Source organism: Flavobacterium sp. M31R6 (genome assembly GCF_013284035.1).
GTDB lineage: Bacteria > Bacteroidota > Bacteroidia > Flavobacteriales > Flavobacteriaceae > Flavobacterium.
In genome coordinates, this window is record NZ_CP054141.1 from 1,168,649 (window position 1) to 1,182,781 (window position 14,133).

10 protein-coding genes are annotated in these 14,133 nt (G+C 35.3%); all 10 read right to left on the reverse strand.

Annotated elements, in window-relative coordinates; translation table 11 throughout:
• Positions 1-115: 115 nt before the first annotated feature.
• Positions 116-1,672, reverse strand: a complete 1,557-nt coding sequence (locus HQN62_RS04690; RefSeq protein WP_173503498.1) for a vanadium-dependent haloperoxidase — start codon at positions 1,670-1,672, stop codon at positions 116-118.
• Position 1,673: 1 nt separating this feature from the next.
• Entirely contained in the window at positions 1,674-2,585 is a 912-nt protein-coding gene (locus tag HQN62_RS04695) for a hypothetical protein (protein WP_173503499.1), read from the reverse strand.
• A gap of 21 nt (positions 2,586-2,606) precedes the next feature.
• Complete coding sequence (locus HQN62_RS04700) at positions 2,607-3,812, reverse strand: hypothetical protein (RefSeq protein ID WP_173503500.1); 1,206 nt, start codon at positions 3,810-3,812, stop codon at positions 2,607-2,609.
• Between the two features lie 360 nt (positions 3,813-4,172).
• A complete protein-coding gene (locus tag HQN62_RS04705; protein WP_116796206.1) occupies positions 4,173-4,724 on the reverse strand; it encodes a hypothetical protein in 552 nt (183 codons plus the stop codon).
• Between the two features lie 183 nt (positions 4,725-4,907).
• Entirely contained in the window at positions 4,908-6,611 is a 1,704-nt protein-coding gene (locus HQN62_RS04710; protein WP_254454480.1) for a glycoside hydrolase family 13 protein, read from the reverse strand.
• A 27-nt stretch (positions 6,612-6,638) separates the two neighbouring features.
• On the reverse strand, positions 6,639-8,375 hold the full coding sequence (locus HQN62_RS04715; RefSeq protein WP_173503501.1) for a glycoside hydrolase family 13 protein: 1,737 nt from the start codon (positions 8,373-8,375) through the stop codon (positions 6,639-6,641).
• 13 nt (positions 8,376-8,388) lie between these two features.
• Entirely contained in the window at positions 8,389-10,152 is a 1,764-nt protein-coding gene (locus HQN62_RS04720) for a glycoside hydrolase family 13 protein (protein WP_305798027.1), read from the reverse strand.
• Positions 10,153-10,164: 12 nt separating this feature from the next.
• A complete protein-coding gene (locus HQN62_RS04725; RefSeq protein ID WP_173503502.1) occupies positions 10,165-11,073 on the reverse strand; it encodes a carbohydrate kinase family protein in 909 nt (302 codons plus the stop codon).
• Positions 11,070-12,398 carry a sugar porter family MFS transporter gene (locus HQN62_RS04730; protein ID WP_173503503.1) on the reverse strand — a complete coding sequence of 443 codons (1,329 nt, stop codon included), beginning with the start codon at positions 12,396-12,398 and terminating at the stop codon, positions 11,070-11,072. Before HQN62_RS04730 ends, HQN62_RS04725 begins: the two co-directional genes overlap by 4 nt.
• A 3-nt stretch (positions 12,399-12,401) precedes the next feature.
• The gene (locus HQN62_RS04735; protein WP_173503504.1) at positions 12,402-14,024 is read right to left on the reverse strand and encodes a glycoside hydrolase family 32 protein; all 1,623 of its coding nucleotides are present in this window, start codon (positions 14,022-14,024) and stop codon (positions 12,402-12,404) included.
• Between the last annotated feature and the right edge of the window lie 109 nt (positions 14,025-14,133).

Below are 14,133 nucleotides of genomic sequence, written 5' to 3' on the forward strand. Positions count from 1 at the left end.
CAAACTATTAACTAAATAAAATAGGGTTTTAAGAGTGTTCAGTCAATTAAAGACCCATAATTTTATCCATCTAAGACTGTGTAACTAAATAATATATTGTGCTCGATAAATTAAATTATTCGGCTCCATCTGTTTTGGCTCTTGCCACTGCAAAGTTACCAACTGTTTCGCCAAGAATCAAACCTTTTTCGCAATCACTTCTGTAATGAATGGCTCCAAACATTCTAGAGTCTGATGCTTCTTTGGCCAAAGTCTTGAAATTTTCTGCTTTGGCTGGTAAAATATGAGACAAAACAGTACAGGCTGCTCCACTAAAAGTAGAGTGTCCAGATACATATGCCGGAAAATTTGGAACGCCAGTTGTTGTTTTTATGGACGGATCCATTTGACATGGTCTTGGATTAAAATAAAAATACTTAGCATCCCAGCAACTTATAGCTGCATCCATCATGGAGATGTTTAATAAAGCCATGTTTCTAGCCCATCTTACTTCACTATAGTTTTGTTCTACAAATGCTTCTGAAGCAATGGCATTCCAGTGTCCTGGTGGAGTGTAAGTACCAACACCATCAGCCCAGAAAGTAACAATTTCTTGATGTTTTTTAGAATTGTCTTCGCTAAATGCTTTTATTTCTGCCAATTCTTTTGCAAATTGTTCCGATTTTGTGGAAGGAGGCGGTACTGGACGACTGGCTACAACCATAGCAGGAGTCATCAAGAAAGATTTTACTTTTCCAAACAAAGGTAACATTGGAGGTCTTGCTGGCATTTCTAATGATTTCCAAGGCGTTTCACCTGTTGCCGCAGTTTGTGTTTCGAGCAGAGTCCATAAGTCTTGATTTCCTACAGCAGCCCCAGCCCCATCTGTTGAAGCACGTGCGATAAACTTGGCGGCTATTTTTCGTCCTAAACTTATTCCAGCATCGACATCGCTGCGAACATTGGCTCCACTAATAATACGGTATAGTTTTTCTTCTTCTGCTTTTTCTTGAATGAAAGCAATTTCGGTTGGGAATAATAATTTTAATAATTCAACAGTAACGCCTGCCAAAACAGCATCTTCGCAAGGATAAGATGGTAAACTGCTTTTTGGAATTAAAACAGGTAAAGTTGCATCTACAACAAATGGAGCTGGTCTATTATAAAGTTTTTTGTAATGCCAAGCAGCAATCATTGCGTCATATTGTGCGGCACTTACATAAGCATAAGCCCTGGCAGAATATGGAGGATTTGAAAATGGAAATTCTGGATTTGCAAAAGGATTTGCGCCAGAAGGAATAGGGTAGGTTCCATCAGGATTTTGAAAAGGTGGGCGATTGTGTTTGGCAACCAGAGTTCTCATGATTTCATTCCAACGCAAGACTCCGCCAGCACTCCAATAGTCAATGATGGCCTGTTGTTCTTTGGTGATATTGGCTTGGTAGCTTTTTATTTCGTTTATTTCTCTAGTGTAGGCTGGTAATGTTGTTGCTATAGGAGCATCTAATGGGAATTCATCGGGAGCGGTTAATAGTATAGGTTTCCATGTTCCAGCAAGCTCGTCTGCGTTTGTTGGGTTTAATTGAGGGAATTGATTGTTACGTTCAGAAATGTCATCGTTGCAGGCATAGTTGAATGCTACTAAAAGTATTAAGAGACTTTTTGAAAGAGTTATTTGAATTTTATTTTTCATCTTATTTCGCTTTTTTGTTAAAATTGATTACATAAAATGCACCTCCGTAAAAACTAGTTGATTGACCTACGTTTCTGCCGTCAATCACATAATTAGTTCCTCCAATAAAGGCGAGTTCTGGAATCTTTTTTAAAGTGTATTTTATGTTTGTTCCCAATCGTAAAGCATTCATGGTGTTGCTTGGAAACGGCATGTTGTTTTGTGTTATATCAAATCCGCCAGATTGCGTAACCCAATTGTCAATAATTGCTTCTGCAATTAATCGGTCAGAACGATAACCAATTCTACCATTTATGTTGATTACATTAGGCATATCCACTTCATTAGTGTAGTGCATCTCATCAGTGAAATAAGTGTTTCTTTCAATATTGACATTACTTCTGAATAAATAAGCTCCTGAAAAAGTGGCAAAAAATTTCCCTAGCTGATAGTCTCCCATCAATCGAAAGGTGGCTACTTGACTGCCTAAACCTAGGCTTAATGGCAAATAATCAACAGCATAGTTGGAAACCGGAGTGGAGTAGCTGCCAATAGTGTATAAAGAGTAAGTAGCATTTTTAATTTTCTTTTCAAAAGGCATGTATTTCACTGTCAAAGAGAGGTCTTGGATGCCTTCTTGTCCTTTCATGGTTCCGGCTGAAGCATTTGTTTTTACATAAGGGATATTAAAAAGAACATTGATTTTGTCCGTAATTCCATAGTTGCCCATTACTCCAATGGATTGAGTAGAAACCGTGCCCAAATTCAAATTTTCTCTTTTGTTAGTTCCTTCCCAATACTTGTCCCAACTGCTGTATTGGTAAACGGAACCAACGCAGAATCGGTTTTTGCTCATCATAATCGCATCAATCTCTGTTTGAGCATTTGCAAAAAAAGTGCCTAGTAAAAAGCAACCTAAATAAATTTTCTTCATGTTTTAATTCTTTTTTAAATCTTATAAATTAACTGTTACGTGTTTTTTCTTTCCAAGTCCAAATCGATAATAGTATCCCACATTAAAGGAATAATCGGCAAAAGCAGCGTCGCCTTGTACGTGAACGTATTTACTAGGATCGGTTATTTTAGAGTTTGCTAAATCTTGTGTAGCAATATCTGCTGCACTTTGAATACGGTTTTTTACAATGTTGTAAGGAATGAATAAACTAAAACCATGATGGCCTAATGTATAAGCAAAACCATATTCGACAGCTATGACATAGCCAGGACGACGATAGGCAACTTGTCCGCCAAATGCATCATATGCTGGAATCCCTTCAATACGACCAGCTAAAGAAACATTGAAATTCTGGTTTTTGTCTACGGCAACCATCAATCCACCACGAGCAAAATATTGATCAGGGCAGGCATATATTTCATATCCTTCTAGACCTGCTTTTGGGGCTGATTTGAATGTGCCGTTAGATTCTTTTGGATTGAATAAGTAATATCCATTGGCAAAACCGTAAAGGCGATCAGTTAATTTTCTAAAAAGTTGAAGTTCTGATATAATACCTACTCCTCCGTCTCCAGGTTGGATTGCTTGGTCCATTACAACATTTTGTATGCTTCCGTCGGTTTGTGGTGCATTGTCCATTTCGTCATGGCTACCATTGTTTAGTTTTACTCCTAAACCTACCATGATATTTCCTTTTGGCATTTTTGAGGGATCAAATATCCAAAAATTAGCGCTCAAGCGAATGTCTGCTATTCCATCAGCATATACGCTATAGCGATAGTTTTTGGTTGTTGGATTTTGTTTTAAAACTTGGGAACGTTCGTTGTTAACGTAAGGCAATGTGGCGTTCAACTGAATGCGGTCGGTTAATCCGTAAGAAATGTTTAAATCAAAAGCATGTGAATAGATGTTAACGGCATTACCACGTTCGTTTCCGTTTTCGTCCAGTCCTCCTCCAGTGGTTTGTCTTTGTGGTTGCTCTTCTTTGCCAACAAAATGTCTCCAAGAATGGAAATAACGATAATTTCCACCTACTTGAAAATCACCCTTGTTTAAATTATAGGAGTTGGTCAACGTCATATTGAGTCCTCCCATTTGTCGTACAGCTACACAACCTTGAGCATTGATTTTTTGAGACTGAAAGGCCGTGAAAAATGATAGTATTAGGGTAAATGTAATATATATAGTAGGGTTTGATTTTTTCAAAATTTTGATTTTACTTGTTTAGTTTTGGACCTATGTGATTTATGGAACAGGTTTGTTTTGAACAAAACTGTTTTGTGTGAACTAAAAATAATTTTAGCTCCAATCGATAGGCTTTTTGATTTTTTAAGTTGGAAAGAAAAAAGGGAGAACCGTAAATTTGAGTTTGCTAACAATTAAATCCTAAAATGCGAAAATGGAAATTGTTTGAATCCAATTAATCGAATATTTTAAATATGTCCATCCAGAATAATTTCATTCATCACAATTGATGATTGATCATGAAAAGATTTATAATAAATACGAATAAATGGTAATCTCAAATAAAAGTAGTCTTTGCCTTTTTTCTATAAATAAGAAAAACTAAACTAAGTCTGGCGGAGAGTAAAATGAAGGTACAAATCCAGCATGCAATTTCTCATTTGAAAAAGAAATTAAAGGGATTGATTTGAAATCTGTAGTATTATTGATTGTAATAGATTCTGGATATTGTATAAAATAATCTACCGTAAAAGACTTAACGATTTTTTTTGAAGCTCCTTTATTTTCATTGCTAGAATTGAAAAGTTGCATATCAACTATGTTTTCAATCTCTTGGGTTGATAAGGAAGAATTAACATTAGGTAGATAATACAAATTAAGAATATTGTCCTTGATTTGTTTTTTGAAAATATGGTAACTCTTATTGTTGATTGAAATATTTTCATTTACATATTCTAATTCCGTATCATCTGCAAAAGTGTATAATGAAGCGTTTAGGCGAATTACCTTAAATTCAGGGTCTGGAATTTTTTTCATAGCAGTTACCCATTCCTGCTCTTGGTCAAAAGCAAAAAGCATACGATATCCCAATGCATTGTAAAACAATGTTACAATTAGTGTTGTGAATAGTAATATGTAGGCTATTTTTTTCATTTGTTCCAAAAATAACAATTAATATTGATTGTTGTTAATTAAAATAAAAAATTAAGAAATAATTTTTAATATGTTAAAAAATAAGTTAATTTATTTTGTTATTTGTTTTTAAATGTGTTTTTTTGGTTTGTTTGATTGCATTTTCGCAAATTGATTTTTAATGTTTATGCTTAAAATTTATAATTAAGACTCATTTAGTGCCAAAACAAGTGCCTCAAAAGGTCTCAATTCATTTGTTTTGTTTGAAGTTGAATAATTGTTAAGTAATATGGTTGATTTTTCTAGATTATAGCCACAATTATACTTTGCATTTTCTGATGAAAAATTAAGTAGAATAATTATTTTTTCAGCTTCATATGCTCTTAAATAAATATAAACTTTCGAGTTGTTTTCGTCTAATAAAGTATAGCTTCCATAAACCAAAGCAGGTTCTTGTTTGCGTAATTGAACAAGTTTTCTAAAATAGTTTAAAGTTGAATCTGGATCTTTTTCTTGAACTTCGGCATTAATCGTTTTATAATTAGGATTTACTTTTAGCCAAGGTTTGCCATCTGAAAAACCTGCATTTTTTGATCTGTCCCATTGCATCGGTGTTCTTGAATTTTCTCGTGAAGCTTGTTTTTGTTCTTCAAGGAAAGCCTTCAAATCTCCGTTTTCGTTTTGTAAAGCGATGTATTTGTTTTTCGTGTCAATATCATTATAGTCATCAATGTTGTCAAAGCGAATATTGATCATTCCTAACTCATCTCCTTGAAAATAATAAGGCGTCCCTCTCATCGTAATGACAAATGTGGAAAGCATTTTGGAACACATTTCTCTAAATTCGGGAGTGTCATTTCCAAATTTACTCACCATTCTGGGTTGGTCATGATTAGCCAAGAAGATAGAAAGCCATCCTTTGTCTTTGAACCCTTCATCCCATCTGGAATATAATTTTTTGTAGTTTACAAACCCATATTCGTCCAAGTGTTTGCCAATTTCAACGCCTTCCAGATGATAGGCCATACTCAGTTCATTTCGGTCTGGATCTACAAAAAGCATCGCTTCTTCGGGAGAAGCACCCGCGCCTTCGGATACCGTCATAACTTCGTATTGACTCAAAACTTCGCGATTCATTTCCTGAATGTATTCGTGTAAGTGTGGTTCTCTTCCATAAAATTTCATAATTTCGGGGATATTACCCAAAATCTCAGATGGCAATTCTGGGAAAGAATCATCCTTCGAAATAAACTGAAACGCATCCATTCGAAACCCATCAATGCCTTTGTCTAGCCAAAAACGCATTACTTGATATAGTTCCTGACGTACTTTTGGATTGTTCCAGTTGAGATCAGGTTGCTTTTGTGAAAAGTAATGCAAGTAATAAGCATCAGTAGTTTCGTCATATTTCCAGGCATTGCTGTTTACGTCAAACCAACTCCATCGATAGGGAGGAATTCCTTTTTCGGCTGGCCACCAGTAATAATAATCGCGATAAGGATTGTCTCTAGATTTTCTGCTTTCCTGAAACCAAAAATGTTCATCGCTACTGTGATTGAATACCAAATCCATGATGAGTTTGATTCCACGTTCTTGTAGCCCTTTCATCAGTAAATCAAAATCTTCCATAGTGCCAAAATCGGCTAGAATTGAGCAATAATCACTCACATCATATCCATTGTCATCGTTGGGAGATTCATAAATGGGATTAATCCAAATAGCATCAATTCCTAAACTTTTGAGGTAATTCAATTTGGAAATAATTCCCTCTAAATCACCAATTCCATCACCGTTACTATCTTTGAAACTGCGAGGATATATTTGATAAATAATGGCTTCTTTCCACCATTTTTTATCTATTTTTGAAACTATAGTGGTTTGTTTGTCTGGGTTTGATGGGGTGTTCAAAATAAATGGATTTAATAATTATTTGATTTACAACTGATAAATTATGGCTTCATAAGGTCGCAATTCTTTAGATGTTGATGGAGTAGAATAATTGTTCATTAACACTTTAGCTGTCTTGAGATTGATTCCTGTTTTTGCAGAAGCATTTTTAGAAGTGAAATTCAAAAGGATTAGCAATTTTTCGCCATTTAATTCTCTAGTATAACCAAAGATAGCAAGATTGTTTTCGTCTACCAATTCAAATTTACCATAAATCAAGGTGGGTTCCTTTTTACGTAATTGAACTAATTTTTTAAAATAATTCAATGTCGAATTAGGATCCTTTTCTTGTTGGGCAGCATTTACGATAGTATAATTTGGATTGACTTTAAGCCAAGGTGTTCCAGTTGTAAAACCTGCATTTTGTTTCGAATCCCATTGAAAAGGAGTTCTTCCGTTTTCTCTGGATGTTTGTTTTTGCTCTTCTAAAAAAGCCTTCAAATCACCGCCTTTATTTTTTAATGCAATATATTTATTGCGGGTGTCAAGGTCGTGGTAATCGTCAATATTATCGAAACGTATATTGTCCATTCCTAACTCATCACCGTAATAATAATAGGGAGTTCCTCTCATTGTCATTAAAAAAGTGGAAAGCATTTTGGATGAAATTGCTCTAAATTCGGGTGAATCATTGCCAAATTTACTCACCATTCTCGGTTGATCATGATTGGCAAGAAAAATTGCCAACCAACCTTTGTCTTTAAATTCTTGGTCGTATCGAGAAAAAATAGCTTTGTATTTGACCAGCCCAAAATCACTTAAATGTTTTCCAATATCTACACTTTCAAAATGATAGGCCATATTTAATTCTTTTCGAGCAGGATCAACAAAAAGCATGGCGTCGTCGGGAGAACTTCCAGCACCTTCGGCAACGGTCATAATATCGTATTTGCTAAAAACTTCTTTATTCATTTCTTGCAAATAATCATGTAAATGGGGTCCTACTCCGTAGTATTTTATAATGTCTTTTTCATATCCTTTTGGTAGTTCTGGCCAAGTAGTGTCTTTGGCAGCAAACTGAAAAGCATCCATTCTAAATCCATCGATGCCTTTATCCAGCCACCAACGCATCATATCATAAATGTCTTCTCGGACTTTTGGATTCTCCCAGTTGAGGTCGGGTTGTTTTTGTGAAAAATAATGAAGGTAATACGAATTGGTTGGAGCATCGTATTTCCAAGCATCACTATTTACATCGAAAAAGCTCCATCTATAAGGAGGTTTTCCTTTTTCGGCTGGCCACCAATGGTAATAATCTCGGTATTTATTGTCTCTCGAACTTCTGGATTGTTTGAACCATTCGTGTTCATCACTGCTATGATTTACCACTAAATCCATTATGAGTTTAATGCCACGTTTGTGCATTTCTTTCAATAAAAGATCAAAATCTTGCATGGTTCCAAAGTCCTTCATAATGGCTCTGTAATCACTAATGTCATAGCCGTTATCGTCGTTTGGCGAGGCATAAATAGGATTGAGCCAAACCGCATCAATTCCTAGACTTTTTACATAATCCAGTTTGGAAATAATCCCTTTCAAATCACCAACGCCATCTCCGTCACTATCCTTAAAACTGCGTGGATAGATTTGATACACTACAGCTTCTTTCCACCATTTTGTGTCTACGTCTTTCAATAGTAGCGTCTTATTGTTTTGAGCAGTAAGAGTAGCAGATGAGATTAAGATTAAACCTACGTATAAAAATAAAAAGTGATTTAACTTCATGTTTACTTTAGTTTTAAAGTTGGTAAAGTATCGCTTCATACGGTCTAAGTTCTCCCGTTTTTGATGGCGTTGCATAATTGTTGATTAAAACTTTGGCTTTCGAGATGTTGATTCCAGTATTTGCGGAAGCATTTTTAGCGCTAAAATTCAATAGTACCAATACTTTCTTGCCATCCAATTCTCTGGTGTAGGCATATACATTTGGATTGTCTTTGTCCAAAAGTGTATATTTTCCATAAACCAGCACAGGATTATTTTTACGAAGTTTGACCATTTTTCTAAAATAATTCAACACCGAGTTGGGGTCTTTATCTTGCGCTTCAGCATTCAAAGTAATGTGATTGTCATTTACTTTTATCCAAGGAGTTCCTGTCGTGAATCCACCATTTGCGGAAGCATTCCATTGAAAAGGCGTTCTTCCGTTGTCTCTGGCTCCACCGGTTTTTTGATCTTCAATGAATTGTTTTAAATCGCCGCCTGCATTTTTTACTTTTTCGTATTCAGCAAAAACTTCAATATCACGATAATCTTCAATTTTGTCAAACTTGGCATTTACCATTCCTATTTCATCTCCGTTATAATAATAAGGAGTTCCTCTCATTGATAGTAAAAAGGTAGTCAGCAATTTAGAGGAATAATCATGAAATTCAGGAGAATCATTTCCCCATCTTGTTGCCATTCTAGGTTGATCGTGATTGCCTAAATAGATGGTTCCCCAACCTTTGGTTTGGTAAACGGCATCCCAGTCTGAATAGATTTTTTTGAAATCGACTAAAGAATATGGCCCTGCTTTTTTGAAATAGCCAGGAACGTAACCTAAATTGGTTCCTTCAAAATGGTAACCCATATTCAATTCTTTTCTGTCGGCATCCACAAAATTCAACGCTGTTGATGTTAGCATTCCGGCACCTTCGGCCAATGACATGCAATCGTATTTACTCAAAACTTCACGATTCATTTCTTGAAGGTATTCGTGTAAATGCGGCCCGCTTCCCATATAAACGTCCCAACGGCCATGATAGTTTTTGTCTAATTCTGCTTGAGTGATTACTGGAAAACTTGGATCTTTGGAAATAAAAGGAATCACATCCATTCTAAATCCATCAATACCTTTGTCCAGCCACCAACGCATCATACTGTAGATTTCTTGTCTTACTTTTGGATTTTCCCAATTCAAATCGGGTTGTTTGAAATTGAAATAATGAAGGTAATAAGAGTCGGTGGTTTTGTCATATCTCCAACCACTTCCATCGGCTTCAAAAGCTCCTGGGCGAAACGCTGGTTTTCCTTTTTCTGCCGGCCACCAATGGTAGTAATCTCGGTATGGATTGTCACGAGATTTACGGCTTTCTTGGAACCATTTGTGTTCGTCACTACTGTGATTTACAACTAAATCCATGACTAATTTGATGCCTCGTTCATGCATTCCTTTTAACAAAGCATCAAAATCCTGCATTGTGCCAAATTCTTTCATAATATTTTGATAATCGGAAATATCATAACCGTTATCTGCATTTGGAGAACTGTAAATTGGATTCAGCCAAATGATATCGACACCCAAACTTTTTAAGTAGTCCAGTTTGGAAATAATTCCTTTCAAATCGCCTACGCCGTCACCATCAGAGTCTTTGAAACTGCGCGGGTAAATCTGGTAAACGACCGCTTCTTTCCACCATTTTCTGTCAATAGGAGCTTTTTTTTCTTGAGCTGTCATAGTATTGCAAAAGATATTAATTAGTGTAATTAATACGAGCGAAATTGTGATGTTCTTTTTCATTTTAGTTGTTGTTTATTTTTTTATTGGATTCATAAAAGAATCTATAGTTGACTCGTTGATTTTAGGATTGGCTCCTTCTTTTTGTGCTACTAATGCCCCGATGGCGCAAGCAAAATCGATAGCTTTTTGCGGGTCTTCTTTGGCTAATAATTTACTTAAAAGGCCAGCCAAAAAGGAATCACCAGCTCCAACAGTATCAGCCACTTTTATTTTGTAACCACTATTGTAATAGAATTGATTGTTATAATACAAAACGGCTCCATGATTACCCTTGGTCACGCAAATATGTTTGGTGTTGGTTTGTTCGGCCATAAAAAGAATGTTTTGTTCCAATGAATGAAAGGGTGATTGTAGATAATCACTGATTTCATAAATTTCATCATCATTGAATTTTATAAAATCGGCTTCATGCATCAGATGATTGAGTACTTCTTTAGTATAAAATGGTGCTCGTAAATTGACATCAAAAACAGTGTATTTTGCATAATTTATTAATTCAAATAAAGTGTTTTTCGAAATGGCATCTCTACATACTAAACTGCCAAAAACCAATGCGTCAGCTTTTTTCACAATAATTTCGTCTTCTAGTGTGCCAATAATTTTATCCCAAGCAGCAGGATAATTAATGGTGTACGAAGCGGAACCTTTTTCGTTTAATTCTACAATGACTTCGCCTGTTTTTAGATTTTCATCAACTTGTATGGAATCCGAATTTACCTTGTGGTCTTTAATATATTCTAGCAATTCTTTTCCTATTTCGTCATTTCCTATTCGGCTTATTATTTGAGATTGTATTCCCAATGAAGCCAGTCGAATAGCCACGTTTAATGGAGCTCCTCCTATTTTTTTATGAGTTGGAAAAACGTCAAACAAGACTTCTCCAAAACATACCACACTGATTTTTTGATTTGTTGCTTTCATTCGGTTATCATTTTTAGTTCTAATTCTTCAAGTGATAATCCTTTGGTTTCGGGCATCATAAACAAAACGAATACCAATTGCAATACCATCATAAAAGCAAAAAACGCAAAAATAGGCCAAGGATTTTCGTGAAATAAATCAATAACCACTGGGCCAAGTAAAGTAATTAATGCAGCAAAAATCCAATGAATACTGGTGCCGAAAGATTGCCCGCGAGCACGAACGGTATTTGGAAATATTTCGGATATAAAAACCCAAATTACAGCTCCTTGACCAATTGCATGCGAAGCGATAAAAACAAGAATGGATGTTAATAAAATGACAGGTCCTGCATTAGCTTTGAAAGCCCAAGCAATTATGCATAAGCTCAAAATATAACCAATACTGCCAATTGTCATTAATAATTTTCTACCCAAAATGTCAATTAATCGCATGCCAATAATGGTAAAAATTAAATTGACAATACCAATTAGTATCGAGTTCATCAAAGATTCTTTCGAGCCTAATCCTGCCATTTCCAGTATTTCCGGTGCGTAGTATAAAATAAAATTAATTCCGGACAGTTGGTTAAAAAAAGCAATTAAGAAAGCCAAGACGATTGGCCATTTGTATTTTTGGGTAAATAAATTTTCTTTTTCGGTGGAGTCAACCACATCTTTTTTGATTTCATTAAAATTTTCCAAAGCTTCTTCTTTAGCATAAATCATTTCAAGGACTTTCAATCCTGTAGCGTCATCTTTCTTGTTTAGTATCAACCAACGGGGACTATCTGGAATTTGAAAAACGATGACACTATAGATTAATGCTGGTAAAGCGACAATCCCAATCATCCATCGCCAGTCATTTGCACCTCCAAAACCTTCAAATAAATAATTGGAAAAAAAGGCAATCAGGATTCCAAACACAATATTGAATTGAAAAAGAGCAACTAGTTTTCCTCTGTTTTTGGCACTTGAAATTTCGGAGATATAAATAGGCGCGGCTACCGAAGAAGCTCCAACTCCGATTCCTCCTATAAATCTAAAAAAAGAAAAAACATACGGATTGGGAGCTAAAGCCGATCCTAAAGCTGATACTAAAAACAGGATTCCAATCCATAACAAGGTTTTTTTTCTTCCCCATTTGTCACAGGGAATCGCACCAAACAATGCTCCCAAAACGGTTCCCCATAATGCCATGGACATAATGAATAATCCATGGAATAGGGGAGTTGTGTGCCATAATTCCTTGATGGGTAAGTTGGCTCCTGATATTACTACAGTGTCAAAACCAAATAGAAACCCAGCGACCGCTACCGTTATGGACCATTTTTGTACGTTATTCATTTTTTATTTTTTAGTGGTTTTCAATAAAGTGTTTGTATCCCAAATGCCTTTTATTTTAGCAATACTCAGGTTCTTGATTTCTTGATTTTCATCAGATTGTATGCTTAATTTAGTATAAGGCTTGTTTGGGAAAATTTGTTCCGTAAAGGCATAAACTCCGTCATTTAAGAAAATTTCTATAGAGGACCAATCCAAAATAATTTGATAATCTAAAGTTGTTGTTGTTAGATTTGGTGTTTCGGTTTTGTGAATTGATTTTCCAAAATCGGCTTCAAAATTGACTAATCCAGAATGGGTTCTGTCTATTGAAAAGGAATTCATTTTACGATCATAAATAAGAACTAATGAGTCATTGACTTCATTTGAAAACGTCAATTTTAAATTTTTGGCTAAAGCTTTAAAATCAATTTGAGATTGATTAAGATGATTGTACTCAAAAGCTATTTTTTTATTTGCTTGAATGTTCAATAATTCTTCTGAATATTCAGGGATTATAATTGTTTTCAATTGTTGGATTGGACAGTTTTTAAGAATATAATTAGTACCTATTTTTTCTAACGAAAGTTTTCTGGGCAAGGTCATGGCACTTCTCCAATTTTTTGTTGGAGTATTTCTGGCATACAACCAATTACTCATCCAGCCAATAAAAATGCGTTCATTATTTGGAGCATTATTATACGTCACACCAGCGTAATTGTCCGTTCCGTAATCAATCCACTTAATGTCTTTTTGATTGGTTTTAAAACTTTTTCCATCATAATCGCCTATGAAATATTGTGTTCCGGAACCTCCATTTGGAGCCCCAGGATTGATACTGATGAGTAAAACCCATTTTTCTGCTGTAGAATTTTCAACCTTTAGTTTGAACAAGTCGGGACATTCCCAAACACCGCCGTGAGCGCCACTGTTTTTGCCAAATTGACTCATGTAAGTCCAATCAATTAAATTTTTTGAACTATAAAATTGAGCATGATCACCTGCAACGAGTGTTAAATTCCAAAGTTTTGTTTCTCGATTCCAAAATACTTTTGGGTCCCTGAAATCTTTCAGACTCTTGTTTCCAATAATCGGATTTCCTTTGTATTTAGTCCAAGTTTCTCCTTCGTCTAAGCTGTAGGCCAAACCTTGGGATTGCGTATTTATTTTTCCAGCCTTTTCGATTTCCATATTATGATAAGTAAAAATGGCAATCATTGGTGGATTTTCAACAGAGCCTAGTCCTGAAGTGTTATTGATGTCAACAACGGCGCTTCCAGAAAAAATAAGGCCTAATTTATCTGGAAATAAGGCGATTTTATGATGTTTCCAATGAATTAAATCTTTACTGGTGGCGTGTCCCCAATGCATTGGTCCCCAAACAATATCACCTGGGAAATATTGGTAAAACAAATGATAGGTTCCTTTGTAAAATACCAAACCGTTTGGATCATTCATCCATTTTTGTTCGGGGGAAAAATGAAATTGTGGACGAAAGGGTTCTTTGTAAAACAAATTAGAATCTGTTGCAATTGCTTCCGTCGTAGCAATAGTTATTGTGTTGGTATTTTCTTTTTTTTTGCAGGAAAAAAGCAATGCAAGTAGATTGAATGACAAAGCGAATAATATCCGATGGATTTTCAATTGCATTGTTTTTTGTATTTAAGTTAAAAAAAAATGGAATTATAAATTTAGGATTCCTTTTTTAGTTATTTCTAATTATAAAAATCGAAAACGTTTTCGGGACCTCGAAAACGTT

Excerpts from the sequence above, each read along its gene's own strand:
- HQN62_RS04690 (WP_173503498.1), bottom strand. The coding sequence starts at position 1,672 with ATGAAAAATAAAATTCAAATAACTCTTTCAAAAAGTCTCTTAATACTT.
- HQN62_RS04695 (WP_173503499.1), bottom strand. The coding sequence starts at position 2,585 with ATGAAGAAAATTTATTTAGGTTGCTTTTTACTAGGCACTTTTTTTGCA.
- HQN62_RS04705 (WP_116796206.1), bottom strand. The coding sequence starts at position 4,724 with ATGAAAAAAATAGCCTACATATTACTATTCACAACACTAATTGTAACA.
- HQN62_RS04715 (WP_173503501.1), bottom strand. The coding sequence starts at position 8,375 with ATGAAGTTAAATCACTTTTTATTTTTATACGTAGGTTTAATCTTAATC.
- HQN62_RS04720 (WP_305798027.1), bottom strand. The coding sequence starts at position 10,152 with ATGAAAAAGAACATCACAATTTCGCTCGTATTAATTACACTAATTAAT.
- HQN62_RS04725 (WP_173503502.1), bottom strand. The coding sequence starts at position 11,073 with ATGAAAGCAACAAATCAAAAAATCAGTGTGGTATGTTTTGGAGAAGTC.
- HQN62_RS04730 (WP_173503503.1), bottom strand. The coding sequence starts at position 12,398 with ATGAATAACGTACAAAAATGGTCCATAACGGTAGCGGTCGCTGGGTTT.
- HQN62_RS04735 (WP_173503504.1), bottom strand. The coding sequence starts at position 14,024 with ATGCAATTGAAAATCCATCGGATATTATTCGCTTTGTCATTCAATCTA.